Annotated in this window: 21 protein-coding genes and 2 tRNA genes; 14 read left to right on the forward strand and 9 right to left on the reverse strand. The window is 62.4% G+C overall.

The genetic code is table 11. The features are described from left to right. Positions 1–11: 11 nt before the first annotated feature. The 3 genes from EP837_RS02375 to EP837_RS02385 form a co-directional block, all read right to left on the reverse strand. Positions 12–884, reverse strand: a complete 873-nt coding sequence (locus tag EP837_RS02375; RefSeq protein WP_066524139.1) for a transglutaminase family protein — start codon at positions 882–884, stop codon at positions 12–14. Between the two features lie 15 nt (positions 885–899). Further along, entirely contained in the window at positions 900–1,835 is a 936-nt protein-coding gene (locus EP837_RS02380) for an alpha-E domain-containing protein (RefSeq protein ID WP_066524140.1), read from the reverse strand. A gap of 199 nt (positions 1,836–2,034) precedes the next feature. Then, positions 2,035–3,444 (reverse strand): circularly permuted type 2 ATP-grasp protein, encoded by a 1,410-nt coding sequence (locus EP837_RS02385; protein ID WP_066524141.1) that lies wholly within the window; start codon positions 3,442–3,444, stop codon positions 2,035–2,037. A 231-nt stretch (positions 3,445–3,675) separates the two neighbouring features. Between EP837_RS02385 and EP837_RS02390 the strand changes: the two genes are divergently transcribed. Beyond that, positions 3,676–3,752: transfer RNA gene (locus tag EP837_RS02390), tRNA-Met, on the forward strand. A 51-nt stretch (positions 3,753–3,803) separates the two neighbouring features. Here the strand turns inward: EP837_RS02390 and EP837_RS02395 are convergent. Both EP837_RS02395 and EP837_RS02400 read right to left on the reverse strand, forming a co-directional pair. After that, a complete protein-coding gene (locus EP837_RS02395; RefSeq protein ID WP_066524142.1) occupies positions 3,804–4,697 on the reverse strand; it encodes a ThuA domain-containing protein in 894 nt (297 codons plus the stop codon). Positions 4,698–4,740: 43 nt separating this feature from the next. After that, positions 4,741–6,639: a potassium transporter Kup gene (locus tag EP837_RS02400; RefSeq protein ID WP_066524144.1), complete on the reverse strand. Its 1,899-nt coding sequence runs from the start codon at positions 6,637–6,639 to the stop codon at positions 4,741–4,743. Positions 6,640–6,825: 186 nt separating this feature from the next. Between EP837_RS02400 and EP837_RS02405 the strand changes: the two genes are divergently transcribed. Beyond that, positions 6,826–8,052, forward strand: coding sequence for an NAD(P)/FAD-dependent oxidoreductase (locus EP837_RS02405; RefSeq protein ID WP_066524145.1), 1,227 nt, complete (start codon positions 6,826–6,828; stop codon positions 8,050–8,052). A gap of 70 nt (positions 8,053–8,122) precedes the next feature. On the opposite strand, the gene EP837_RS02410 is transcribed toward EP837_RS02405, so the two are convergent. Then, on the reverse strand, positions 8,123–9,703 hold the full coding sequence (locus EP837_RS02410) for a M28 family metallopeptidase (protein ID WP_066528547.1): 1,581 nt from the start codon (positions 9,701–9,703) through the stop codon (positions 8,123–8,125). A gap of 152 nt (positions 9,704–9,855) precedes the next feature. Here EP837_RS02410 and EP837_RS02415 point away from each other — a divergent pair, with 152 nt between their 5' ends. From EP837_RS02415 to EP837_RS02425, 3 genes are all read left to right on the forward strand, one after another. Further along, complete coding sequence (locus EP837_RS02415) at positions 9,856–10,566, forward strand: GIN domain-containing protein (RefSeq protein ID WP_066524146.1); 711 nt, start codon at positions 9,856–9,858, stop codon at positions 10,564–10,566. A 261-nt stretch (positions 10,567–10,827) separates the two neighbouring features. Beyond that, complete coding sequence (locus tag EP837_RS02420; RefSeq protein ID WP_066524148.1) at positions 10,828–12,102, forward strand: ammonium transporter; 1,275 nt, start codon at positions 10,828–10,830, stop codon at positions 12,100–12,102. A gap of 4 nt (positions 12,103–12,106) precedes the next feature. After that, entirely contained in the window at positions 12,107–12,949 is an 843-nt protein-coding gene (locus EP837_RS02425; protein ID WP_066524149.1) for a glycosyltransferase, read from the forward strand. On the opposite strand, the gene EP837_RS02430 is transcribed toward EP837_RS02425, so the two are convergent. Then, a complete protein-coding gene (locus tag EP837_RS02430; protein WP_066524151.1) occupies positions 12,946–14,277 on the reverse strand; it encodes an MFS transporter in 1,332 nt (443 codons plus the stop codon). The genes EP837_RS02425 and EP837_RS02430 overlap by 4 nt on opposite strands. Positions 14,278–14,443: 166 nt before the next feature. Between EP837_RS02430 and cyoA the strand changes: the two genes are divergently transcribed. From cyoA to EP837_RS02465, 7 genes are all read left to right on the forward strand, one after another. Further along, a complete protein-coding gene (cyoA, locus tag EP837_RS02435) occupies positions 14,444–15,583 on the forward strand; it encodes a ubiquinol oxidase subunit II (protein ID WP_066528548.1) in 1,140 nt (379 codons plus the stop codon). Positions 15,584–15,747: 164 nt separating this feature from the next. Then, positions 15,748–17,766, forward strand: a complete 2,019-nt coding sequence (gene cyoB, locus EP837_RS02440; protein WP_066524152.1) for a cytochrome o ubiquinol oxidase subunit I — start codon at positions 15,748–15,750, stop codon at positions 17,764–17,766. Between the two features lie 123 nt (positions 17,767–17,889). Beyond that, complete coding sequence (cyoC, locus tag EP837_RS02445) at positions 17,890–18,432, forward strand: cytochrome o ubiquinol oxidase subunit III (protein ID WP_197486326.1); 543 nt, start codon at positions 17,890–17,892, stop codon at positions 18,430–18,432. Next, positions 18,429–18,818: a cytochrome o ubiquinol oxidase subunit IV gene (cyoD, locus tag EP837_RS02450; RefSeq protein ID WP_066524155.1), complete on the forward strand. Its 390-nt coding sequence runs from the start codon at positions 18,429–18,431 to the stop codon at positions 18,816–18,818. The genes cyoC and cyoD overlap by 4 nt, the downstream gene beginning before the upstream one ends. After that, entirely contained in the window at positions 18,815–19,528 is a 714-nt protein-coding gene (locus tag EP837_RS02455) for an SURF1 family protein (RefSeq protein ID WP_066524157.1), read from the forward strand. The genes cyoD and EP837_RS02455 overlap by 4 nt, the downstream gene beginning before the upstream one ends. Further along, positions 19,525–20,850 carry an ATP-binding protein gene (locus tag EP837_RS02460; protein WP_066524158.1) on the forward strand — a complete coding sequence of 442 codons (1,326 nt, stop codon included), beginning with the start codon at positions 19,525–19,527 and terminating at the stop codon, positions 20,848–20,850. Before EP837_RS02455 ends, EP837_RS02460 begins: the two co-directional genes overlap by 4 nt. Further along, positions 20,840–21,373, forward strand: a complete 534-nt coding sequence (locus EP837_RS02465) for a response regulator transcription factor (protein ID WP_066524159.1) — start codon at positions 20,840–20,842, stop codon at positions 21,371–21,373. Before EP837_RS02460 ends, EP837_RS02465 begins: the two co-directional genes overlap by 11 nt. A 12-nt stretch (positions 21,374–21,385) precedes the next feature. Here EP837_RS02465 and EP837_RS02470 read toward each other — a convergent pair. After that, positions 21,386–21,459 (reverse strand) — tRNA-Gly (locus tag EP837_RS02470). A gap of 183 nt (positions 21,460–21,642) precedes the next feature. Between EP837_RS02470 and EP837_RS02475 the strand changes: the two genes are divergently transcribed. Continuing rightward, complete coding sequence (locus tag EP837_RS02475; protein WP_066524160.1) at positions 21,643–23,613, forward strand: hybrid sensor histidine kinase/response regulator; 1,971 nt, start codon at positions 21,643–21,645, stop codon at positions 23,611–23,613. A gap of 140 nt (positions 23,614–23,753) precedes the next feature. Then, entirely contained in the window at positions 23,754–24,674 is a 921-nt protein-coding gene (locus tag EP837_RS02480; protein WP_066524161.1) for an alpha/beta fold hydrolase, read from the forward strand. Here EP837_RS02480 and EP837_RS02485 read toward each other — a convergent pair. Next, a complete protein-coding gene (locus EP837_RS02485; protein WP_066524163.1) occupies positions 24,669–25,601 on the reverse strand; it encodes an NAD(P)H-dependent flavin oxidoreductase in 933 nt (310 codons plus the stop codon). The two genes, EP837_RS02480 and EP837_RS02485, sit on opposite strands and share 6 nt — an antisense overlap. Positions 25,602–25,656 lie beyond the last annotated feature (55 nt).

Raw genomic sequence — 25,656 nt, forward strand, 5'->3', positions numbered from 1 at the left:
CCTATATCCGTTCAACCCTGCGAGGTGGTTGGCTGAAGGCTTTGTTGCTGCTGCCGTTGCAGCTGCCTTTCTTCCACCCCTTCCTCCGCCTGCGCGATCCGGACGTCCGCGTCAATCCAGATATCTCCCGCCACCGTCACCGACCCCCGGATCGGAGCCGCGGCATGGGCGTCGAGTCCTGACGCAAGGCGCAGATAGCGTTCGGTCACGCAAACCCGGTTGGAAGGATCGAAGCCGACCCATCCCAGATCCGGTACTAATGCTTCGACCCACGCATGGGTTTCATGCAGCGCAACCCCGCCCCGCGCCAGAAGATAGCCGGTCACATAGCGTGCCGCGATGCCGATCGACCGGGCCGCCGCGATAAATATCTGCGCATGATCCTGGCAGACCCCGGCGCCCAACGCGAAAGAGTCCGCTGCGGTGGTGCTGGAGTTCGTAACGCCGCTGCGATAGGCGACCGCATCGCTGACCGCCGCCGACAACGCATGAAGCCGGGCCAGCGTGCCACCTGCTTCCGGCAGCGATCTTGCCATCGCTCGGATTGCGTCGGACGCGCGGGTCAGTCGTGTCTCTCGCAGGAAATAGGCCGGCGGCACGGCTCCGTTCAGCCGGCCCAGCATGCCGTTGGTGTCGCAGGTTTCAACCAGTCCTTCCGCCACGATGACGGCGTCATCCAGCCGGTCGTGCCGGATCCAAACCGCCTCCATCTCGCCAAAGCTGTTGCGCCGAAACGGCTCCACGGGGTCGCCATTCACGCTCACCTGCCAATCCAGCACCTTCTGCGCGCGCGTATCGATCGGCGCGAGTTTCAGCCGCATCGCGACGCGGCCAGCTGAAGCGGCATAGTGATAAATGGTCTGATGGCGGACCAGCAACTTCACTGTGCCCTGTCTCCTTCAGCCGAAATGATAGGTTCGGGCGATTTCCGCGCCCAGCCTGTTGGTCATCCGCAACCCGCTCTGCACCGTTTCATGCAGGCCGACACGGAAAATCTCCCCGCTGTCCAGCTGTTCCAGATCTGTTACCATCTGCCGCACGGTTTCATGGCACGCGCCTCGGCTGTCGTGCCAGCCCGCGAGCCGGTTAAGGCGGTAGGCGAGCTGATCGTAGCAATAGGCAACGCTGCGCGGAAACAGGCGGTTGAGCATCAGGAAATCGGTGATCTGCCAGGGCGTATAGGTGCCGCCATAGACATGATGATAGGCGCGCGCACCCGACAGCGCATAAAGCACCGACGTCCACTGATAATGGTCGCGATTGCCCCCAATCACCTCAGTTTCGGGCAACAGCACATAATATTTGACGTCCAACAGCCGCAAGGTCATCTGCGCCCGCTCCAGCGCAGACCCCGTGCGCAGGAAATCATGCCCCTCATTGCGCAACTGCCCCGAATGCGCCGCCCCGCGAAAGGTCATGACCCGCGTCTTGACCCAGTCGATCAGCGCGGGAAGCTGCTGCCGCGCCTCCCCCACATCATAGCTGTCCAGCTTGCGCCATCCTTCGTTTAGCGCCTCCCACATGTCCTGCGTCAACATGGTGCGCGCCGACTTCGCATTGGCGCGCGCCTTGAGAAGGCAGGACCGGATGGAACTGGGATTGTCGAGGTCCAACATCAGGTAGGAAACAGCATCGCTTTCCGTCACCTGCACGCCTTCGGGAAAGACGCGGCTACCGTTGCCCGTGGCCCGCACGACAGACCGCCATTCATCGCGATGGTGCGCCCCGGGCAGAATCGCCATGCGCTGCCCCATCGTCAGCAGGCGGGCGGTAGCCTCCGCGCGTTCCATATACCGCGCCATCCAGAAGAGGTTTTCGGCGGTCCGGCTCAGCATGCAGCAAGTTCCCGGTCAAACGTGAACTTGGGTGTGCCGCGATTGGGCTCAGGGGGAGCCGAACATGGTGCTGTTCGAGAAGCTTGGAACGAGTCATGCGCCTCATTCCAACGCAGCGTGTTTAAAGCACGTGAGCACCGTAAGCGCAAAACAGTGCCATTTGCAGGCCGCACTGGGCCAGATCGCCGCACACCCACCATCAATCCTGCAACACCCATGTATCCTTGACCCCACCCCCCTGGCTGGAGTTCACCACCAGCGACCCTTCTGTCAGTGCAACACGCGTCAGCCCGCCGGGCACCAGCCGGATCTGCTTCCCAACCAGGCAATAGGGCCGGAAATCCGCATGCCGCCCCACCACCGCCGCCGGTCCCAGCGTCGGCACGGTGGACAGGTCCAGCGTCGGCTGGGCAATGAATTCGCTTGGATTGGCGCGGATGCGGTCGGCATAGGCGGCGATCTCGTCCTTGGTCGATTTGGGACCGATCAACATTCCATAGCCGCCCGATCCATGCACCTCCTTCGCCACCAGTTCGTGCAGATGCTCCAGCACATAGGCGCATTCGTCCGGCTTGCCGCACTGCCATGTCTGGATGTTGTCCAGGATCGGCTGCTCGCCCAGGTAAAAACGGATCATTTCCGGCACATAGATATAGACCGCCTTGTCGTCGGCGATCCCTGCACCGGGCGCGGAAGCCAGCGTCACTCCGCCATTGCGATAGACGTTGAAGATGCCCGGAATGCCGAGCAGGCTGTCAGGCCGAAACACCAAAGGATCGATATATTCGTCGTCGATCCGGCGGTAGATGACGTCCACCTGTTTCGGGCCGAGCGTCGTCTTCATCCAGACGCGCTCCTCATCGACGAACAGGTCGGCAGGCTCCACCAACTCGATCCCCATCAGGTCGGCAAGGAAGCTATGCTCATAATAGGCGCTGTTAAGCGATCCCGGCGTTAGGAGCACTACCACCGGATCGCCCTTGCAGGCAGGCGGCGCGACTTCCTTCAGGCTCTTTAGCAACTCGGCGGGATAATCATCGACCGGCGCTACCAGCCCCTGCCCGAATAGCTCGGGGAACATGCGCGTCATGATCTCGCGATTTTCGAGCATGTAGGACACGCCCGAAGGCGTGCGGCAGTTATCCTCCAGCACTTCAAAGCGCTTGGGACCAGTGCGCACGATGTCGATTCCGACGATATGGCTGTAAACTTTCCCCGGTGGCGTGAAATCCGCCATTTCGGCCAGATAGGCGCTATTCTGATAGATGATGTCGGCCGGCATGATGCCCGCCTTCACGATTTCACCGCGATGATAGACGTCATGCAGGAAAGCGTTCAACGCCCGCGCCCGCTGGCGAATGCCGCGATCCAGCACGCGCCACTCCTGCGCGGTGAAGATACGCGGCAACAGGTCGAAGGGGATCAGCCGTTCCGGATCCCCGCCCTCCCCATAAACAGCGAAGGTAATGCCGATCCGGCGAAAGATCGCCTCCGCTTCCTCCAATCGACGATTGAGCCCGGCAATGCCTGTTCGCTCCACCCAACTCTGCACTTCCGCATAGCAGGGGCGTAGCGGACCATCGGGCTCAAACATTTCGTGGAAGGGCAAAGTGTCGATCCTCCCTCGGGGGCGCCCCCGGTTGTGCATTGCAACATTAGTGCAACGCACGTGCGTGATTGCAAGCTCTAAAACGTAAGCGCGCCTGAAGCTGCCGATATTTTTTGCGCCTGCACGATGCAGAGAGAATTTGCGTGAGGGCCTCAAACCCCGTTGACCCCACCGATCCTGCTGCTTATAGCGCCGCCTCACCGCAGGGCCGCAGCCCGGCGCAGCCCTTGGGGCGGAGTAGCTCAGCTGGTTAGAGCAGCGGAATCATAATCCGCGTGTCGGGGGTTCAAGTCCCTCCTCCGCTACCATTTCACCTTCATGCAATCAGCAGAAATGGCCAGCGAAGGCGGCTATTGGCCTTAGCGTCCGGCGGGCGGCGTATCGCATCCCTGCCCATCCAAGCGCAGTGTCCATTTCAACGCGCCCAGCAGCATCTTCTGATAGGCTGGCTCGGCATAGGATTGCGCCGTATGGCCGAGGCCGGAATAAAGAACCCGCCCCTTGCCGACGCAGTGCCACCAGGCGATCGGGTGATCCTTGCCCATGCGAAGGTCGGTGCCGAACATGCCCTCCGGATTGTAGCTTCCTTCATCCAGCGTCGCGAGCACATGATAACCAGCTTTGCGCGACGGCTTGTCAAAGGAATACCATTCATCCGTGCGCGTCCAGATGGACGGCAAAGCGCGGGTAGCGGGATGGATGCGGTCCTCGACCATCACCCGCGCCTTCTGGAACTGCGGCGACATGGGATGGCCGATGAAGTTCGTCCCGATCACCTCATGGGCATACCAGGCCCAACCCTTATGCGAACTGTCGCCGCTGGCATGGATGGCGAGGAAGCCGCCGCCCTTCTCGACAAAGGCTTTGAACGCTGCTTGCTGTTCGGGCGTGAAGACGTCGCCGCTCACATTGTTGAACAACACGGCGTCGAAGCGTGACAATATGTCGGGGCGGAAAACAGCGCCATTTTCGGTCTGGAAAGCGCCCCATCCATTCTCCCGCGTGAAGCGGGCGAAGAGGCTGTTCGCAGCCGGGATCGCCTCCTCATGCCGGAAAGCATTGGTCTTTGAGAAGATGAGTATCGCGGGACGCTTGATCTGCGCGGGCAGCGGCGGCGGAACACTCTCATGATCATGCTTGCCGCCCAGGGCCACGCGCTGGATCAAGTCCCAGTTCATCGCGACGGAGATTGCAACCCAGGCCGCCAGGGCGAGCAGGCCCCATAAGAGTAGCTTCTTGATCCTGCGAAACATCGACTAGCCCCTCGTCCGCGCGCTGATCGCCTCAGCCGCTTGCTCAGATTTCCAGCTGAGACCCCAACTCGACCACCCGGTTCGTCGGCAGTTTGAAGAAGGCCATCGGGCTTTCCGCATTGCGCACCATCCAGGCGAACAGCCGTTCGCGCCAAATCGCCATGCCGGGACGCGACGAGGGCACCAGCGTCTCCCGGCTGAGGAAATAGCTGGTGTCAGCCACGCCGATCGGCCCACCGCAATCGCGCACCGCCTTCATGGCCGCCGGCACATCGACATTTTCCATGAAGCCGTGGCGCAGGATCAGGCGGTAAAAGCCCGCCCCATGATCTTCCGCGCTCGTTCGCCCCTCGAAGGGCAGATGCGGCACATCTTCGGTGCGCACGGTCAGGATGATGTTGCGCTCATGCAGGATGCGGTTGTGCTTCACATTATGGAGCAGCGCGGGCGGCACGCCCTCCGTCGTCGATGACAGAAAGATCGCCGTTCCCGGCACCCGCTTCAGCGACGCCCCGGCCGATTTGATGAACAGCTCCAGATCCATGGCGTCTTCACGCAGATAATTGCGCATGATTCGCCGCCCCGTTGCCCAGGTCGTCAGCACTAGGAAGGACACGGCTGCCACCAGCAGCGGGAACCAGCCACCGTCCGGGATCTTCGTCGCGTTCGACAGGAAATAGGCGCCGTCGATAACCAGGAACAGGCCGGTCACCAGCCCCGCCAGCACGGGGTTCCAGCGCCACACGCTGAATGTCAGCGCGCCCATCATGCAACTGGTGATGACCATCGTGCCGGTGACCGCGATGCCATAAGCCGCCGCCAGGCGGCTCGAACTGCCAAAGCCCAGCACCAGCAGGATGACCAGCGCCAGCAACGTCCAATTGATGATCGGAACGTAGATCTGCCCTGCCGCCGACGCACTGGTGTGCAGGATGCGCAGGCGCGGCAGGAAACCCAGCTGCACCGCTTGACGCGTGACGGAAAATGCGCCGGAAATCACTGCCTGGCTCGCGATGACCGTTGCTAACGTCGCCAATATCACCAACGGCAACCGCGCCCATTCCGGCGCGAGCAGGAAGAATGGATTTTGCGCCGCCTCCGGATGGTCGAGCAGCAAAGCCCCCTGCCCCAGATAGTTCAGCATCAGGCACGGCAGCGCGGCGTACAGCCAGGCGATGCTGATCGCCCTGCGTCCGAAATGCCCCATATCAGCGTAAAGCGCTTCCGCACCCGTTACCGCTAGCACCACCGACCCAAGCGCCAGAAAGGCGAGCTTTGGATCGAGCTGGAAGAAATGCAGCGCCCACCAGGGATTGACGATCGACACGATCTCCGGATGCCGCAGGATATTGGTGACGCCCAGGACCGCGAGAACCAGGAAATACACCGCCATGACCGGCCCGAACAGCGCGCCGACCTTCGCCGTGCCGATGCTCTGGATCACGAACAGGGCGATCAGGATCACGATGGCAATGGGCAGCACCAGCGGCGTTAGCCCCGCCTGGACGACCGTCAGCCCCTCCACCGCCGACAGCACGGAAATCGCGGGCGTGATGATCGCATCGCCATAGAAGAGCGCCGTCGCCAGCACCCCTAGCACCGCGATCGTCGGGGTCCAGCGCGTCTCGCCCATCCTGCGACCGATCAGCGCCAACAGCGCCATGCTGCCACCTTCGCCATGATTGTCTGCGCGCATGACGATGAACACATATTTCACCGTGACGATCAGCATCATGGTCCAGAAGATCAGCGACAGCACGCCATAGATGTGGGCGGAATCGACGGTCAGCGGATGATGGCCGACGAAACTTTCCTTCAACGCATAGAGCGGCGAGGTGCCGATATCGCCGAACACCACGCCCAGCGCCCCCAGCGCCAGCGCGGGTAGCGGACCATGCTCTCCATGGCTGCCGCCACTCGTCGCCACGTCTTTGTCAGCCATAAGGCAGGTAACCCCCGAGTCCGGTGGCCGCCTATGCCACAGGCCGGGATGACAACGCCATGGGGGACGCATGCGTGCGATAAATAATGTCCCTCTCAGTCGCGTGAATGTCATCCCTGCCTCTTGTCAGCCCCAGGAAAGCGCGCCAATGACGGCTGCAACTTGGATTGAGGGGATTGCTGGCTGATGAGCCATTATGACGTTCTGATCGTCGGCGCGGGGCACGCGGGTGCTCAGGCAGCTATTTCGCTGCGTCAGCTGGGCTTTGAAGGCACGGTCGCGATGATCGGCGACGAAAAGGACCCGCCTTACGAGCGGCCCCCGCTGTCGAAGGAATATTTCGCCGGCGAAAAGACTTTTGAACGCATCCTGATCCGCCCCGCCAGCTTCTGGGACGATCGCAAGATCGACATGCTGCTCGGCCATCGCGTGAAAGCCGTCGATCCTGTCGCAAAGACCGTCACGGCGGGTGATCAGCAGATCGGCTATGGCAAGCTCATCTGGTGCACCGGAGGCAGCCCGCGCATGCTGACCTGCAACGGCGCGGACGCTGAAGATGTCCATGCCGTCCGCCGCCGCGACGATGTCGATGCGATGATGGCGAAGCTCGATCATACCAATCATGTGACCGTGATCGGCGGCGGCTATATCGGCCTGGAAGCGGCCGCCGTACTCAGCAAGTTCGGCAAGAAGGTCGTGCTCCTGGAAGCGCTCGACCGCGTGCTTGCGCGCGTCGCTGGCGAGGACCTCTCCCGCTTCTACGAGGCGGAGCATCGCGCCCACGGCGTCGATCTGCGCACCGGCGCAAAGATGGATTGCATCGAGGTGACCGACGGCAAGGCCACCGCCGTGCTGATGCAGGATGGCGAGCGGATCGCAACCGACATGGTTATCGTCGGCATCGGCATCATCCCCGAAACCGGCCCGCTGATCGCTGCGGGCGCAGCGGGCGGCAACGGCGTCGATGTCGATGAATATTGCCGCACCAGCCTGCCCGACATCTATGCCGTGGGCGATTGCGCGTCGCACGCCAACCGCTTCGCCCGTGGCGCGCAGATTCGCCTTGAATCGGTCCAGAACGCCAATGATCAGGCCAAAACCGCTGTCCAGCACATATTGGGCAAGGAAGAAGCCTATGACGCGGTGCCCTGGTTCTGGTCGAACCAATATGATCTGAAGCTCCAGACCGTCGGCCTCTCGACCGGTCATGACCAGACCATCCTGCGGGGCGACCCCGCCAACCGCAGCTTTTCGGTTCTTTACCTCAAGGCCGGCAAGCTGATCGCTCTCGACTGCGTCAATTCGGTCAAGGATTATGTCCAGGGCCGCGCCCATGTGGTTTCCGGCGCGCTGCTCGACCAGGCGCAACTCGCCGACGCCTCCGTGCCGCTGAAGGAAGTGGACCTCGCCTGACGGGCGCGACCGGGGGCGCCCGTCCATCATGCTGAACTCGTCTCTGCATGACGGTAGCGGTTAAGCGCCCCTACCGCGCAAACCGCCGGAAAAAGCTGTCCTTGTTCCACTGCGGCCGCTTATCCTCATTGGCGACCCGCAGCGTCACCGCCGTCACATAATCGTTCAACTTCACCGACTCACCCGGCATCACCGGCTGTTTCGTGTCGTCGAAGGGCGAATGATAGATATTCGCGCGCCAGGACTTCTCCACCTCCGCTTCGGGCGTTCCCGCCTTGAACCCATATTTGAAGAAGAGCGCCGGAATTCCCGCACGAATGAAGCTATATTGGTCCGACCGGATGAAGACATTGCGGTCCGGAAAGGGATCGGGCGTGATCGGCAATTGCATCTGTGCGCTCACCGCCGCCGCCTGCTGACCCAGGCTACTTTGGTCATAGCCGATGGGCGTCACGCTGGTCAGAGGGAAGATCGGCAGCGCCATGTCGAAATTGAGGTTGGCGACCATCGCACCGCGCGACACCGTCGGCCGCTCCGTGAAATATTCCGACCCCAACAGCCCCCTTTCCTCCCCCGTGACGATCGCAAACAATATGGAACGCCGGGGCTTCACCTCACCCGCCTGCAGGTTGCGAGCGATTTCGATCAAGCTTGCGACCCCCGACGCATTGTCGAAGGCCCCATTATAGATCGCATCGCCCTTCATCGGCGTACCCACGCCATAGCCATCGAGATGCGCCGACAGCACGACATACTCACGGGCCAAGCGCCTGTCCGAACCAGGCAGGACGGCGAGGAGGTTGAAGCCAGTCAAATCGGCTCGCCGCGCGGCCGTTCTCACCCTCAACCGCTGCGCCAACACAAAGCTCGGCACCGCCGCAGAACTGTCCGCTGCTTTCGCGAGGTTGGCGAAATCATGCCCCGACCCCTCAAACAGCATGGCCGACTTGTCCGGGTCCAGTTGCGCGCTGAGGAAAGGCGTTGGACTGTCCCGCAGAGCGGCGTCCTTGAAATAGAGCGCAGGCTGCGCCGACAGCGCGATCCGCCGCGCCCAGGGTATCTCCACCTGCTTGGGCGTCACCAGCGTGATAAGCCCCACCGCCCCCCGCCGCGCCAGCCAGCTCGCCCGCTCCGACCGGGCATGGGATTTGAGCGCACCTGAAATCGTCGCGGGACCGCCGGAAATAACGACGACGATCTTCCCTTTGACGTCGATCCCCGCAAAATCATCATGTCCGGCTTCAGGCAGGTGCAGCCCGTAACCTGCGAAGACCAAAGGCGCGTCCAACGTCTCCGGGACCGGCCCCCCGCTACCGGAAAGGATCAGGTCGCTTGGGATAGCGAGCGCTCTGTCCCCGGCAGGACCCGCCAGCACCGCGCTGCTGCCGTCGGCAAGGATCGTCTGTTCGACAAAGTCGATGGGCTGGCGATAGCCGTCGCTACCCGCAGGCTTCAGCCCGAGTGCCCGGAACTGATCGACGACATAGGACGCCGCGCGCTCGAATCCGCGTGATCCGGTTGCCCGTCCCTCATTGGCATCGCTCGCCAAAGTCTCGACATGCGCCCACCATTGCCCCGCGCGATCGGCTGCAGCCCCCTGCGCCGAGGCGCCCAGCAAAGCCAATGAAAAACAGGGCAAAAGCATGCGCATCCAAATTCCCTCATATTTTTGAGGATGAAAAGCGATCATGCCTCTTCCCTTCCGACGAACAAGCAGAAACGAACCGCCATCTCCACTTGCCGCTGAAAAAGGCGGCGCTATCACCTTGAGCGCATAGATTAATTTGATGAGAGGTTGGCGCCGTGGCAGGTGGATGGAAAAGCAAAGCCTGGCTGGTCGCGCCCTTCGCCGCCCTGCTCGCCACGCCTGCGGCGGCGACGACGCGCGGCTATACGATCACCAGTTTCGATGCGATCCGGGTTGATGCCCCCGTAGAGGTGATCATCACCACCGGCGCGGGCGCGTCCGCAAGGGCGGACGGGGATCAGGCCCTGCTCGACCGCCTAAAGGTGGACGTCTCCGGCCGACTGCTGATTGTGCGAATGGATCGCGCGCGCCCTGGCGAAAAATCGGGCGGCCGCGCTACCGTCAGGCTGTCCACCGGCACATTGGAAAGGCTGGTCCTGACAGGCGGCGGCTCGATTTCGGTCAGCCGCATGAAAGGGCTCCGCGGCGACATCCTCCTGGGCGGCAATGGCGACGTCAGCGTCGCGGCGGTCGATGTCGATCAACTCAATCTTGGCCTCGCAGGCGCGGGCCGCGCGACGCTGGCAGGTCGAGCGGCGATCGCCTCGGTCCGGGTGAACGGCCCCGGCGCGGTGGCGGCAGAAGGACTCCGGGTCCGGCAGGCGACGGTAGGGAATGACGGACCGGGAAATGTCGTTTTGACCGCAGACGTCACGGCGAAGGTCATGGCGTCGGGCTCGGGCGATGTGACCATCATGGGCAAGGCCGAATGCCAGGTCGATAACCGCGGCACCGGCCGGATATCCTGCGGCGGCGAGGCTTATTGAGCCTGCATGACCATCAAAAACATCAAACCATGATCCCGAAACTTCTCACCCGTTCGGGCTGAGCCTGTCGAAGCCGCCTTCCTTTGGAAAAGGGTAAAACCCTTCGACATGCGATTGAGACAAGCAGCGCATTGCGACAGGGCGAACGGGCGTGTTGAAGTCAAACCATCTGCCACCCAATCCCAAGTCCGCTTTCCTTATCAAAGTCTTTACCGCACCACCGCTAGGACCAGAAGCCAACTAAAACCGCCGGATTTTCCGATGTTCGCTCGTTGCCTTCTTCTCTTCCTTTTCCTCGCCTCGCCGCAGACCGCGAATGCGCAGGTCGCGGTTGCGGTCGCGGATAGTGGCGACACCGGCTGGATGATCGTCTGCGCCCTGCTGGTGTTGCTCGCCGCGCTGCCGGGGCTGCTGCTGCGTAACGCGGGGCTGGTCAACGTGCGCAGCGCCCTATCGGTGGCCGCCCAAGGCATCGCTGTCGCTGCAGGCGCATCGCTGGCCTGGGCGATTGCGGGCTATAGCCTAGCCTATGCTCCAGGAAGCAGTTGGCTGGGTGGCGGCGCAAACCTGCTGCTCGCCAATCTCGGCTCTCTTCGCCAAGGGCTGACCATCCCGGAATCCGCCTTCGTCCTCTTCCAGATGGCGCTCGCCCTGCTCGCCGCCTGCCTCCTGCCCGGCGCGACGGCGGAGCGGGCGCGGTTCGGTTGGATGGCGGGGCTTGCGCCCCTCTGGCTGCTTATCGTTTACGCCCCGCTGGCCCATGCCATCTGGGGCGGGGGCTGGCTTGCGGAGTTCGGCGTCATCGATTTCGCGGGCAGCCTCGTTATCCACATGAGCGCGGGATTTTCCGCGCTGGCGCTGTCCCTGATCCTCGGCCGCCGTCGAGCTTCGCCGGTTGCGAGCCATGCGCCGGTACTCAGCCTCGCTGGCGGCGCACTGATCTGGATCGGCTGGGCGGGTATCGTTGGCGGCTGGGCGCTAGGCGCAACCGACGACGCCGCTGCCGCCATCCTGAACACACATTTCGCGGCTTGCGCGGGAGCGCTGGCCTGGATGCTGGCAGACCGTGTCGCCACCGGGCGCGTGAGCGCCACCGGGGCGCTGTCTGGCGCAGTCGCGGGCTTGGTCGCCATCTCCGCTTCCGCGGCCTTGGCCGGCACGGGCGGCGCGATGCTGATTGGTCTCATCGCGGCGATTCTCTGCCGCGCCGGGAAAGCGATGCTCGGCAACCGGATCGATGACCCGGCAAGCATTTTCCTGCTCCACGGCGTTGCTGGCCTGATAGGCGCGCTGTTGCTGCCGCTATTTGTTCAGCCCTTGCTCGGCGGCGTCGGTTTTGAAGGTGACATCAGTCTGCGCGCCGTCATGCTCAGCCAGTTTGCAGGCGTCGCCGTCGTCGCACTGTGGTCAATGGCCGGAACAGCGATAGCGGCACTGTTGCTCTCCGTCGCATTGCCGATGCGTCTCACTTCGCAAGAGGCCACGGAGGGCCTCGACCAGATCGATCATGGCCAACAGGGCTGGGACTTCCGCTAGGTTCATGACGACCGCCGTCGGCATCTTCGCTCATCAGGAGGAGCGGCGGATCGGCGCTTGCCTCGCGTCTCTTCCACTGGATCGGCCAAATACCTGCTATCATATACTGGTGAACGGATCGACCGACGCTACCGCTGCGCGCGCGCGGAATGCGGCGGGGAATCGTGCGAATGTGCTGGTGCACGACATTGCAACCGGCGGAAAATCCCGGACCTGGAATCACTTCGTCCACGACCTGCTCGGTGGCGGCGAGGACGCCGTCATCTTTCTGGATGGAGACGCGGAAATCGCGCCCGGCTCGATCGACGCGTTGGTGAGAAGGCTTGGGAAAGGGCAGGCAAATGCAGCTGCGGGCATGCCGCGCAATGGCCGTATGGCAACCCACTACCGCCGCCTCCTGCGCGACGAAGGCGGGCTCTTCGGTGATCTTTATGCGCTGTCAGGCAGCTTCGTCGATCGCATTCGTTCGCGCGAGTTGCGCCTCCCGCAAGACCTGATCGGGGATGACGGGCTGGTGGCCGCCTGGGCGCACACTGACCTGGGAACCGACGCCGCCTGGAATCGCGATCGCGTCATCGCCTGCGAGGATGCGGGCTTCCTCTGCGAACCCGTGCGCCTCACCAGCCCCGCGACCTGGCGGATGCAATATCGCCGGATGATCAACTATTCGGTCCGCTTCTTCCAGAACCGGATCGTGTCGGACATCATGGGCCGGGTAGGGCCGGATGGCCTGCCGGACGAACTGCGGGATCTCTATCCGCTATGGCTCCCCCGCTTCACGCCCCGCTCCGGGCCGACAGGTTGGTTCGACCGCAAGGCGCTCGCGCGGATGCGGGCAGCCGCTTAGCGGTCCTTGCCCGCCAGTTCCTTGTTGATGAACAACGCCAGCCCGGTGACGATCGCGCCAGAGAGCAGATAAACGCCCGAAGCCGCCAGCCCAAAGGTTACCGACAGCGCAAGCGCCACCAGCGGTGCGAACCCCGCGCCCACCAGCCAGGCAAGGTCCGACGTCAGCGCCGACCCGGTATAGCGCGTCGCCGTCGAAAAGTTGGACGCCACCACGCCGGACGACTGGCCGAAGCTCAGGCCCAGCAGCATGAACCCCAGGATCATGAAAGCGATCTCAGCCAATTCCCCGCCGTTCAGCAGCAGCGGCGCGGCGATGCTGAAAATGCCAATGCCCAGCGCCGACCAGGCCAGCAGCTTGCGCCGCCCCACCATGTCCGCGACGAAGCCCGACACGATAATCGCCAGCACCCCGACAGTCGCGCCGATCGCCTCGATCACCAGGAACCGCTCCAGCGGCTGCTTCGTGTAAAGCGCGATCCAGGACAGCGGGAACACCGACACCATATGGAACAGCGCAAAGCTCGCCAGCGGAGCGAAGGCGCCGATAATGATGTTCCGCCCGTCGCTCCGCACCGTCTCCAGCACCGGCGAGGGCTGCAGCTCGCGCGCCTCGAACAGCCGCTCGAACTCATGGGTCACCACGATCCGCAGCCGGGCAAACAGCGCCACCACATTGATCGCGAACGCCACGAAGAAGGGATAGCGCCAGCCCCACTCAAGGAAGTCGGCCCGTGACAGCACCGAAAGGAAGAAGGCGAAGAGCCCGCTCGCCACCACCAGCGCCAGCGGTGCGCCCAGCTGCGGCATCATCGCATACCAGCCGCGCTTGTTCTGCGGCGCGTTGAGCGACAGCAGCGAAGCCAGCCCGTCCCATGTCCCGCCCAGCGCCAAGCCCTGCCCCGCCCGGAATATCGCCAGCAGCACCGCCGACCATATCCCGATCGTCTCATAGCCGGGCAGGAAGGCGATGAACGCGGTCGATCCACCCAACAGGAACAGCGCGATGGTCAGCTTCACCCCTCGCCCATAGGCACGATCGACCGCCATGAAGATGAAGGACCCGATCGGCCGAGTGATGAACGCCAGCGCGAAGATGGCGAATGACCAGAGCGTGCCCGCTAGCGGGCTGAGATAAGGAAAGACATGCGCCGGAAACACGATGCACGACGCGATCGCATAGACGAAGAAGTCGAAAAATTCCGACGTCCGCCCGATGATCACGCCAATCGCGATCTCGCCGGGGGCGACGCGATGATCGCGCGCGGTTACCTGGCGGGCATCGCGCTCCAGCGATGTGGAGGATGGCGTGGTGGTCGCGGCGTTCATCGGTTCGGACAGGCCTTCATGCTGCGGGAACGATCCATGCCAAACATCGTTGCAGCATAGCGAATCGTCCCGGTGGTCGAAAGGCCATTGCCCTATTTTGCGCCTGCGAGGGGATAGGACAAAAGGTCCAATGTCGATCCCGGAGAAGCCCTCCTATGCGGGCTGCATGACTGCGCGTCCTGCCCGCCTCTCTCCCGCATTTTTGCGCCGATTCGCGCCTTTGCTGCTGCTTCCCCTGGGGGCGTGCAACTGGGTGGTCATGTCGCCCGCCGGCGATGTCGCGGTGCAGCAGCGGGACTTGATCCTCATCTCTACCCTGCTGATGCTGCTCATCATCCTGCCGGTCATGGCGATGACGATCTGGTTCGCCTGGCGTTACCGGGAACAGGCGCAGGCGAAGGATTATGACCCCGATTGGGACCATTCGACCAGCCTCGAACTGCTGATCTGGTCCGCCCCGCTGCTGATCATCATCGCGCTGGGCGCCATCACCTGGACCAGCACCCATCTTCTCGACCCCTACCGCCCGATCGAACGCATCGATTCTGCGCGCAAGGTCGATCCCGCCGCCAAGCGGCTCCAGGTCGAAGTCGTGGCGCTCGACTGGAAATGGCTGTTCATCTACCCGGAACTGGGCATCGCGACCGTCAATGAACTGGCCGCGCCGGTTGATCAGCCGATCGAGTTCAAGATTACCTCGGCCACGCTGATGAACAGCTTCTTCGTGCCCGCGCTCGCCGGGCAGATCTACGCCATGCCCGGCATGCAGACGGTCCTCCACGCCGTCGCCAACAAGCCCGGCAATTTCGAAGGCTTCTCCGCCAACTATTCCGGCGCGGGCTTCTCCAACATGCGCTTCCGCTTCAAGGCGATGGATCGGGCCGGCTTCGATCGCTGGGTCGCTCAGGTGAAAGCCAGCAAGGCCAAGCTCGACCGCGCGGCCTATGTGAAGCTGGAACAGCCGAGCGAGAAGGTCCCGCCGATGTATTTTGCGGGCGTCGAGCCCAAGCTCTTCCACGCCGCGCTCAACATGTGCGCCCAGCCCGGCAAGCGCTGCATGGACGAGGTCATGATGACCGACATGATGGGTGGCGGCGGCAAGGAGTCTGCCCGCGACACGCAAGGACTACGCCATGACGGCACCATCGACGTAGGCGGCTTCCATCCGGTCGAGCCCGGCAAGAAGGGCGAGGTCGCCCAGCCCGCAGGCATGACCCCGGCAGCAGAGCGGACGCCTGCCGAGCAGGGCCATGCGGCTCCTGGACAGAAAGACGCTGATGGACATGCCGGGCATCATGGTCACTGAAATGCCCGCAACCTCACTCACCTCCGTTCGTGTCGAGCGGAGTCGAGACACGCATCGCGCCCTGCCAGAGTTTCTCGACTGTGCTCCAGACGAACGGGCCTTTGCTCCCGATGCGCCACTGAACCACGCACCCCCTCATTCCTTCCCCCCGAGGCCCTGACGCCATGTCCCCCCATCCCGCATCCGAAAATAGCGGCATCTGGAAACTGATCTTCGGCCGCCTCGACTGGAGCGCCGTCCCTATCCACGAACCCATCGTGATGGGCACCTTCCTCGCCGTGGTCATTGGCGGCGTGGCGATCCTTGGCATCGTCACCAAATACCGCCTGTGGGGCATGCTGTGGCGCGACTGGTTCACCACCGTCGATCACAAGCGCATCGGGATCATGTATATGATCCTGGGCCTCATCATGTTCGTGCGCGGCTTCGCAGACGCTCTGATGATGCGGCTTCAGCAGGCATGGGCCTTCAATGGTTCGGAAGGCTATCTGAACGCGCATCACTACGACCAGATATTCACCGCGCACGGCGTCATCATGATCTTCTTCGTCGCGATGCCGATGATCACCGGGATCATGAACTATATGGTCCCGCTGCAGATCGGCGCGCGCGACGTCAGCTTCCCCTTCCTCAACAATTTCAGCTTCTGGATGACCACCGCAGGCGCCGTCATCACCATGATGTCGCTGTTCGTGGGGGAGTTCGCGCGGACCGGCTGGCTCGCCTATCCGCCACTGTCAGGCATCGCCTATAGCCCAGGGGTCGGCGTCGATTATTATATCTGGGGCCTTCAGATAGCGGGCATCGGCACGTTGTTATCGGGCGTCAACCTGATCGCGACCATCGTGAAGATGCGCGCGCCCGGCATGAGCATGATGAAGCTGCCCATCTTCGTCTGGACCTCGCTCTGCTCCAACATCCTGATCGTCGCCGCCTTCCCAGTGCTGACCGCCGTGCTCGCGCTGCTCAGCCTCGACCGCTATGTCGGCACCGCCTTCTTCACGAACGACATGGGCGGCAACCCCATGATGTATGTGAACCTCATCTGGATCTGGGGCCATCCGGAGGTTTACATCCTCATCCTGCCGCTGTTCGGCGTGTTCAGCGAAGTCACCTCGACCTTCTCGTCAAAGCGCCTCTTCGGCTATTCCTCGATGGTCTATGCGACGGTCGTCATCGCGATCCTCAGCTACCTGGTCTGGCTGCACCATTTCTTCACCATGGGATCGGGCGCCAGCGTCAACAGCTTCTTCGGCATCACGACGATGGTGATCTCCATCCCGACCGGGGCCAAGCTCTTCAACTGGCTCTTCACCATGTATCGCGGCCGCATCCGCTTCGAACTGCCGATGATGTGGACGGTCGCCTTCATGCTGACCTTCGTGGTGGGCGGCATGACCGGCGTTCTGCTTGCGGTGCCGCCCGCCGATTTCGTGCTGCACAATTCGCTGTTCCTGATCGCGCATTTCCACAATGTGATCATCGGCGGCGTGCTGTTTGGCATGTTCGCGGCGATCAACTATTGGTGGCCCAAGGCGTTCGGGTTCAAGCTCGACCGGACTTGGGGCGTGCGCAGCTTCTGGCTGTGGGTCGTGGGCTTCTGGGTCGCCTTCATGCCGCTCTATATCCTTGGCCTGATGGGCGTGACCCGCCGCATGCGCGTGTTCGACGATCCTTCGCTACAAATCTGGTTCCAGATCGCGGCCTTGGGCGCCGTGATGATCGCGGCGGGCATCGCCTGCATGTTCATCCAGTTCGGCGTCAGCATCATGAAGCGCGATCAGCTGCGCGACACGACCGGCGATCCTTGGGACGGCCGCACGCTCGAATGGGCGACCAGCTCGCCACCGCCCGACTATAATTTCGCCTTCACGCCCGTCATCCATGATGGCGACGCATGGGCGGACATGAAGAAGCGCGGTTATGAGCGTCCGCTCTCGGGCTATGAAGCGATCCACATGCCCAGCAACACCGGCAGCGGCATCATCCTGGCGGGCCTCTCGGTGGCCTTCGGGGTCGGCATGATCTGGTACATGTGGTGGCTCGCGGGCCTCAGCTTCATCGGCATATTGGCCGTCGCGATCGGTCATACCTTTAACTACAAGCGCGACTTCTACATCCCCCAGAATGTGGTGGAGCGCACCGAGGGCGAGCGTACGCGTCAACTCGCCATGCAGGGCTGAACCACCATGGCAAGCGCACCCACCCCAGATACCGTTTTTGGCGATCCCGCCTTCCTCGACAAGGACGGCAATCCGCTCTTCCACCTTCCCCATGAGCCCCATCATCCGGAAGGCTCCAGCACCATGCTGGGCTTCTGGATCTACCTGATGAGCGACTGCCTCATCTTCGCCTGTCTGTTCGCGACCTATGCGGTGCTGGGCGGTAGCTATGCGGCAGGACCGAGCCCCAAGGACCTGTTCGATCTGCCGCTGGTCGCGCTCAATACCGCAATGCTGCTCTTCTCGTCCATCACCTATGGCTTTGCCATGCTGGCGATGGAAAAGAACCGCGTGGCGGCCACGCAGGGCTGGCTGGCCATCACCGGCCTGTTCGGCCTCGCCTTCCTCTCGATCGAGCTGTACGAATTCGCGCACCTCATCCATGAAGGCGCGACCCCGATGCGCTCGGGCTTCCTGTCGGCCTTCTTCACCCTGGTCGGCACCCACGGGCTGCACGTGACCTTCGGCACCATCTGGCTGGTGACGCTGATGGTTCAGGTCGCGAAAAAGGGCCTGATCCCCGCCAATCAGCGCCGCCTCATGTGCCTGTCCTTGTTCTGGCACTTCCTGGACGTCATCTGGATCGGCGTCTTCACCTTCGTCTATCTCATGGGGATGCTGCGATGAGCGCGCACGACCAACATCACGACGCCCATCACGCCGACGGCCATGCCCATGGCACCTTCGGCAGCTACATGATCGGCTTTGGCCTGTCGGTGATTCTGACGGCCATCCCCTTCTGGCTGGTCATGACCGGCGTGCTGAACGATCCGCAGCTGACCGCCTTCACAATCTTGGGCTTCGCGGTGGTGCAGATATTGGTCCACATGATCTACTTTCTGCACATGAACACCCGCTCCGAAGGGGGCTGGACGATGCTGGCGCTGATCTTCACGATCGTGCTGGTCGTCATCACCCTCTCGGGCTCCATCTGGGTAATGTATCATCTCAACCATAATATGATGCCGCAGATGCAAGGCATGAGCGCGCATGACATGAGCCAGATGCCGTGACAGCCGACGCACCCCGCCGCCGGTCGGCGGGGTTCCTTATCGGCTTTACGATAGCGGCCGTGCTGGCCGTGGCCGGGCTTGTCAGCCTTGGCGTCTGGCAACTCAACCGTCTGACCTGGAAACGCGATCTCATCGCTAAGGTCGAAAGCCGCGTCCACGCCGCGCCAATCGCGGCCCCTTCTGCGGCAGGTCCGAACGACGCCTATCGTCGCGTGACAGCGTCGGGCCATTTTCTACACGACCGCGCCACATTGGTTCAGGCTTCGACCGTGCGCGGGGCGGGCTATTGGGTGCTGACGCCGCTGGCGACGGATCGCGGCTTCACCCTGCTCGTCAATCGCGGCTTCGTGCCTCCTGAGGGACGCATGCGCTACGGACAGCCCATAGGACGCATCCGGATCAGAGGCCTGATGCGCTTGACCGAGCCCGGCGGCGGTTTCCTGCGGAGCAATGATCCCGCCGCCAACCGCTGGTATTCGCGCGACGTGACCGCTATCGCGGCGGCGCGCCGGCTTCGCGCTCCTGTCGCCAATTATTTCATCGATGCGGAACGCGGGCCGCCTGACGCCCTGCCCGTCGGGGGCCTCACCGTCCTCCGCTTCCCCAACAGCCATTTATCCTATGCGCTCACATGGTTCGCGCTGGCGGCGCTGGTCGCTGGCGGGTACATGGTCGTCATGCGGCACGAATGGAAAGAGCGCCGGAGATGAAGCGATCGCTTCCCATCAGCGCCCGCTGGCTACCCGGTCAGTGGCCCGCCGACGCGGCTGGTCGCAAGAATATGGCGCTACTGGTGCAACTGCGCTGGATCGCCATTGCCGGACAGGTCGGCACCATCCTCTTCGTTCATTGGGGCATGGGCATTAACCTGCCGGTGGCGGCGATGCTGCTGGTGGCGTCGGTGGCCGCCGCCGTGAATGTCGTCAGCTTCGCCGCGCTCCGCCACCGCACCGATGTCGCCCGCGCCGAACTGTTCCTTGCGCTGCTCTTCGACGTGCTGCTGCTGACCGCGCAGCTTTATCTCAGCGGCGGCGCTACCAACCCCTTCATCGCGCTTTACCTGCTGCAGGTCGCGCTGGGCGTGGTTCTGCTCGACCGGCTGAGCATCTGGGGAATCGTCCTTATGGCGATGCTCTGCGCCGCGCTGCTCTCCTTCGTCTACCGCCCGCTGGGTCTCACCGACGCGCTGCAGGGGCATCTTTTCGACTTGCACATCGTCGGCACCTGGATTTGCCTCGCCATGATCGCGGTGCTGCTCGTCCTTTTCATGAGCCGCGTGACCGGCAACCTCCAGGCCCGCGAAGCCTATCTCGCCCAGCTGCGCCAGCAGGCAGCGGAGGAAGAACATATCGTCCGCATGGGCCTTCTGGCCTCCGGGGCCGCCCACGAACTGGGCACCCCCCTCTCCCAGCTCGCGGTCGTGCTGGGCGACTGGCGTCACATGCCCGAAATCGCCGCCCATCCGCCCCTCCTCGAAGAGGTCGGGGAGATGCAGGCCGCTGTACAACGCTGTAAGCAGATATTGACTAGCATTCTCATTTCGTCCGGCGAGGCGCGCGGCGAAGCCCCAGAAATCACTTCAATTCGCTATTTCATTGATGAAATCGCCGAAAGCTGGCGCTCCGCCAATCCCGGAATGCCACTCCGCTGCGACTTCGGCCCCCATGATTATCCCCGCATCATCGCCGATCCCGTCATCCGCCAGGCCATCGTCAATCTACTCGACAACGCCCGCGAAGCCGGCGCCACCTATATCGATCTGCTCGTCGGCCGCGACAGTAGCTCGCTCAACATCGCCGTCCGCGACAATGGCAGCGGCTTTTCCGAACAGATGCTCGCCGACTTCGGCAAACCCTACCGCTCCAGCAAGGGCAAGCAGGGCGGCGGCCTCGGCCTCTTCCTCGTGGTCAACGTCGTCCGCAAACTCGGCGGCAGCGTATCAGCCAGCAACGGCGCCGACGGCGGCGCATTGATCCTGCTCCGCCTGCCCCTCAGCACCGTCGCCTTGGAGGAACCGGCCGATGACAAGTGACAGGGTCCTCGTCCTGGTCGAGGATGACGAAGCCTTCGCCAAGACCCTTAAGCGATCCTTCGAACGACGCGGCTATCAGGTCCTGACCGCCGACAGCCACGCAGCGCTTCTCTCTCTGCTCGAAGAGCATAAACCTGGCTATGCGGTCGTCGATCTGAAGCTGGGGCCGGAATCGGGATTGGTTTGCGTCCAGACGCTCCACGCCCATGATCCCGACATGTTGATTGTCGTGCTGACCGGCTTCGCCAGCATCGCGACCGCCGTGGAAGCGATCAAGCTCGGCGCATCCCATTATCTCGCCAAGCCATCCAATACCGACGACATCGAAGCCGCCTTCGCCCGTTCGTCAGGCGATCCGTCAACGCCCCTCGCCCCCCGCCCGACGTCGATCAAGACGCTGGAGTGGGAGCATATCCACGAAGTTCTGAAAGACAGCGACTTCAACATTTCGGAAGCGGCACGCCGCCTCGGCATGCACCGCCGCACCCTGGCGCGAAAGCTGGCCAAGCGGCAGGTGGGCTGATCATGTTTCAGGTGGAGCGGGTGAAGGGAATCGAACCCTCGTCGTAAGCTTGGGAAGCTTCTGCTCTGCCATTGAGCTACACCCGCGCGCTGCGAGCGGGATTAGCGGCTGTCCCGGACAACGTCAACGACCTCTCCGCAGCGCAAAAATATACTCTAGTTTATAGCTGGCTATGCCTCACGCCGGTACAAACGGCCTATCCTGTGGAACGATCAACCAGGCGGCGTGTTGAGAAGTTTCAAGAAGATAAAATATCAAATGGGGATTTTATGAGCACGGCGGCGCCGGAGAACTCTGGAAACCGCTTCGAGTTGCTTGTCCAGAGCGTTACAGATTACGCCATCTACATGCTTTCCAAGAACGGCACGGTCGTCAGTTGGAATGCGGGCGCACGCCGGTTCAAGGGATATGAAGCGGACGAGATTGTCGGCGAACACTTCTCCCGCTTCTACACGCCCGAGGATCGTGCCGCCGGCATTCCTGCGCTTGCCCTGGACACCGCCGAACGCGAAGGCCGCTTCGAAGCCGAAGGCTGGCGCGTGCGAAAGGACGGCACTCATTTCTGGGCCAATGTAGTCATCGATCCCATTCGCGATTCGACTGGCAAATTGATCGGCTTCGCCAAGGTGACGCGCGACCTGACCGAGCGGCGGCTGGCGCAGGAGGCGCTGCGGGCGAGCGAGGAGCGCTTCCGGCTGCTGGTCGAAAGCGTCACCGATTATGCGATCTATATGCTGGATCCGGTGGGCACGATCACCAGTTGGAACCCAGGCGCGCAACGCTTCAAAGGCTACACCGCAGACGAGATCCTGGGCCTAAATTTCTCCCGCTTCTATTCCGAAGAGGACCGGATGGCAGGCGTCCCGTCCCGCGCCCTCGAAACGGCATCAAGGGAAGGCCGGTTCGAAGCGGAAGGCTGGCGCATCCGCAAGGATGGCTCGCGCTTCTGGGCCAGTGTCGTTATCGACTCTATCCGCAATCCCATGGGCACCCTGATCGGCTTCGCCAAGATCACGCGCGACCTCACCGAACGGCGCGAAGCTCAGTTGGCGTTGGAGGAAGCCCGCGAGGCCATATTCCAATCGCAGAAGATGGATGCGATCGGGAAGCTTACCGGCGGCGTTGCGCATGATTTCAATAATCTGCTGGCCGTCATCATGGGCAGTCTCGATCTCGCCAGACAGCGGCTGCAAACGGGCGCCGACATTTCCCGCTATATCGACAATGCTATGACCGCGGCGGATCGCGGCGCCATCCTTACCCAACGCATGCTGGCTTTCGCGCGCAAGCAAGAATTGAAATTGCGCAACGTCGATTGCCCAGCATTGGTACGCAATATGGCGGGCCTGTTGAAATCAACCCTCGGCTCGACCGTGACGATCGAAACCCGCTTCCCTCTCATCCTCAACGCGGCCCATGCAGACCCGGCTCAGCTGGAGCTGGCGTTGCTGAACCTTGCGGTCAATGCGCGGGACGCAATGCCAGAGGGCGGGCGGATCATCATCGAGGGGATGGAAGCCCATCTGCAGGCTGAACAACGCCCTGATCTCGGAACGGGCGATTATGTTCGCCTGTCCGTCATCGACGAGGGCGAAGGCATGGATGAAGCGACGCTGTCCCGCGCCCGCGAGCCGTTCTTCACAACGAAGGGCGTGGGCAAAGGAACGGGGCTCGGCTTGTCGATGGTGCATGGTTTCGCCCAGCAGTGCGGTGGGTCGTTGACCATTTCGAGCGAACCGGGTCAGGGAACGACGGTATCGCTGTGGTTGCCGGTCGCAACCGCTTCGGACGAACCATTGGACGAGGCTGAAAGCCAGGCCCAAGCTCCATGTCCGCTAAGCGATCAGCCACTGGTCATCCTGGCCGTCGACGACGACGATCTGGTACTGACAAATACCGCAGGAATGCTCGAAGAGCTTGGCCACACCGTGTTTCAGGCGGCATCGGGCGCAGATGCCCTTCGCGTGTTGGGCGAGGGCGAAGTCGATCTGGTCATCACCGATCATGCCATGCCGCAAATGACCGGCGCGCAACTGGCCGACGCTCTGGACGAAAGCCACCCCGGCCTGCCCGTGATCATCATCACCGGCTATGCCGAACTCCCGCCCCATGCCACGAAGCGGCTGCGCCTCGACAAACCTTTTAAGCAGGCCGATCTCGCCCGCATCGTTTCTCTCGCCCGGCTGAACCGCAGCGGCGAGCGACTGACCCCCGTCCCAGGGCGAGCCCCCCGGTTTTGACCAGGGCGCCATCCATTCTCCTCCCGTTTTGGCACGAACGTTGACCGCTCTCTTCATTATGGTCATCAATTTTCTGGAAAAAGCTGTTATAACAGCTGTGTCATAATCCCTGTTCAGCATCGCGGAGTCCGCCCGAGGACATGAACATCACGCCTACCTTTTCCGGCCCTTTCGACGATCGTGCGGACATCCTCCCGGCGCCAAGCCCCACTTCGCATTTCTTCACATCGCTTCGTACCCGCCTTCACTATATCGATTGGGGCAATCGCTCAGCCCCTACGCTCATCTTGGTTCATGGCGCGCTCGACCATGCTCGCAGCTGGGATTGGACGGCTCGGGCACTGGCGCGGGATTATCATGTCGTTGTCCCCGATTTGCGCGGCCATGGCGACAGCGCGTGGTCAGCCGAAGGCGCCTATCTGATGGCAGACTTGGTCTATGATCTCGCACAACTGGTGGAGCAGTTCGGCCGGGACAAGGTGACGTTGGTCGGCCACTCCCTCGGAGGATCGCTCGTCCTGCGCTATGCAGGGCTTTTTCCGGAGCGCGTGGAGCGGCTGGTTGCGATCGAGGGGCTGGGCCTCTCGCCTGAGAGCCTCAAGGAGAAATCCTCCCGCCCCGCACCCGATCGCTGGCGGGAATGGATCGAACACCGCCGCGCAAGCGCTCGGCGGGCGCCCCGGCATTATCCCACGTTGGAGGCTGCCGTCGCCCGCATGAGAGAGCGCAATGACCACCTATCAGTCGAGCAGGCGCTGCACCTGACTGCGCATGGGGTCAACCGCAACGAAGATGGCAGCTATGGCTGGAAGTTCGATCCCTATTTGCGCAACCTCCCACCGCAAGACATGACGGATAATGATCTGCCCGATTTCTGGCATAGGATCAGTTGTCCCATACTCCTTTGTCTTGGACTGGATAGCTGGGCATCGAACCCCATCAAGGATGGGCGCGCCGCTTATTTTCAAGACGTTCGACTGGTCGAATTTGCCGAGGCGGGACACTGGCTCCATCACGACCGGTTCGACGCATTTCTCGGGGAATTGCGCGCCTTCTTATGATCTAAACGCAGAAATTGCCGCCTGATATTCATTCTTTAGTTGCTCGATAAAAGACGCCGCGGGCTGAATGTTTCGGATAGCGCCTATTCCTTGGCCAGCGCCCCACACGTCACGCCAAGCTTTCTTGCCGCCCTCAGCGATAGAGCCGAAATCCATGCTCGCTGCCGTCGGCAGTTTGTCCGCGTCCAGACCGGCGGCCGCGATGCTGGGCCTTAAGTAGTTGCCGTGCACGCCCGTGAAATAGTCGGAATAAACAATCTCAGCCGCACCACTATCCACTATCATCTGCTTGTAGCCGGGTTCGGCATTTGCCTCCTCCGTCGCGATAAAGGGGGAACCCATATAGGCTAGGTCAGCACCCATCATCCGGGCCGCCGCGATCGATCGACCGGTGGCGATCGCTCCTGAAAGGATCAACGGGCCGTCGAACCAGGCACGGATTTCTTCGACAAGGGCGAAAGGAGACAGTGTTCCTGCGTGCCCCCCTGCCCCTGCCGCCACGGCGATCAAGCCGTCGGCTCCCTTCTCGATCGCCTTCTTGGCAAACATATTGTTGATGACGTCATGCAATACTATCCCGCCATAGCTGTGGACCGCCTCATTCACCTCTGGCCGTGCGCCAAGCGAGGTTATGACGATAGGCACGCGATATTTGACGCAAAGAGCTAGATCCTCCTGCAGTCGCGCATTGGTCTTGTGCACGATGAGGTTGACGGCGAAGGGCGCGTCCCGCTCCGTCAGCTCTTCTCGCAGCTGCCGAAGCCATTGTTTCAAAACGCCCGATGGCCGCGCGTTGAGCGATGGGAAGGCACCCACGATGCCGGCGCGGCATTGGGCGATCACCAGCGACGGCTGCGAGACGATGAACATCGGCGATGCGATGAGCGGCAAAGAAAGACGGCCTTCAAGCAGTGCCGGCAAAGTCATGGATGAGCCTTCTTCCCGTTGTTCAATCCTCGCTAGCACCAGGCGTGGTCACAAC

Origin of the sequence: Sphingobium sp. EP60837, assembly GCF_001658005.1 — a bacterium.
In the GTDB taxonomy this organism is placed as follows: domain Bacteria; phylum Pseudomonadota; class Alphaproteobacteria; order Sphingomonadales; family Sphingomonadaceae; genus Sphingobium; species Sphingobium tyrosinilyticum.

Coding starts and splice junctions, on each gene's coding strand:
- EP837_RS02400 (WP_066524144.1), bottom strand. CDS start 6,639: ATGGCTGACAAAGACGTGGCGACGAGTGGCGGCAGCCATGGAGAGCAT.
- EP837_RS02430 (WP_066524151.1), bottom strand. CDS start 14,277: ATGAACGCCGCGACCACCACGCCATCCTCCACATCGCTGGAGCGCGAT.
- EP837_RS02485 (WP_066524163.1), bottom strand. CDS start 25,601: ATGACTTTGCCGGCACTGCTTGAAGGCCGTCTTTCTTTGCCGCTCATC.
- EP837_RS02380 (WP_066524140.1), bottom strand. CDS start 1,835: ATGCTGAGCCGGACCGCCGAAAACCTCTTCTGGATGGCGCGGTATATG.
- cyoB (WP_066524152.1), top strand. CDS start 15,748: ATGTCCCCCCATCCCGCATCCGAAAATAGCGGCATCTGGAAACTGATC.
- cyoA (WP_066528548.1), top strand. CDS start 14,444: ATGACTGCGCGTCCTGCCCGCCTCTCTCCCGCATTTTTGCGCCGATTC.
- cyoC (WP_197486326.1), top strand. CDS start 17,890: ATGCTGGGCTTCTGGATCTACCTGATGAGCGACTGCCTCATCTTCGCC.
- EP837_RS02420 (WP_066524148.1), top strand. CDS start 10,828: ATGTTCGCTCGTTGCCTTCTTCTCTTCCTTTTCCTCGCCTCGCCGCAG.
- EP837_RS02475 (WP_066524160.1), top strand. CDS start 21,643: ATGAGCACGGCGGCGCCGGAGAACTCTGGAAACCGCTTCGAGTTGCTT.
- EP837_RS02460 (WP_066524158.1), top strand. CDS start 19,525: ATGAAGCGATCGCTTCCCATCAGCGCCCGCTGGCTACCCGGTCAGTGG.
- cyoD (WP_066524155.1), top strand. CDS start 18,429: ATGAGCGCGCACGACCAACATCACGACGCCCATCACGCCGACGGCCAT.
- EP837_RS02395 (WP_066524142.1), bottom strand. CDS start 4,697: ATGTTTCGCAGGATCAAGAAGCTACTCTTATGGGGCCTGCTCGCCCTG.
- EP837_RS02480 (WP_066524161.1), top strand. CDS start 23,754: ATGAACATCACGCCTACCTTTTCCGGCCCTTTCGACGATCGTGCGGAC.
- EP837_RS02465 (WP_066524159.1), top strand. CDS start 20,840: ATGACAAGTGACAGGGTCCTCGTCCTGGTCGAGGATGACGAAGCCTTC.
- EP837_RS02425 (WP_066524149.1), top strand. CDS start 12,107: ATGACGACCGCCGTCGGCATCTTCGCTCATCAGGAGGAGCGGCGGATC.
- EP837_RS02405 (WP_066524145.1), top strand. CDS start 6,826: ATGAGCCATTATGACGTTCTGATCGTCGGCGCGGGGCACGCGGGTGCT.
- EP837_RS02410 (WP_066528547.1), bottom strand. CDS start 9,703: ATGCGCATGCTTTTGCCCTGTTTTTCATTGGCTTTGCTGGGCGCCTCG.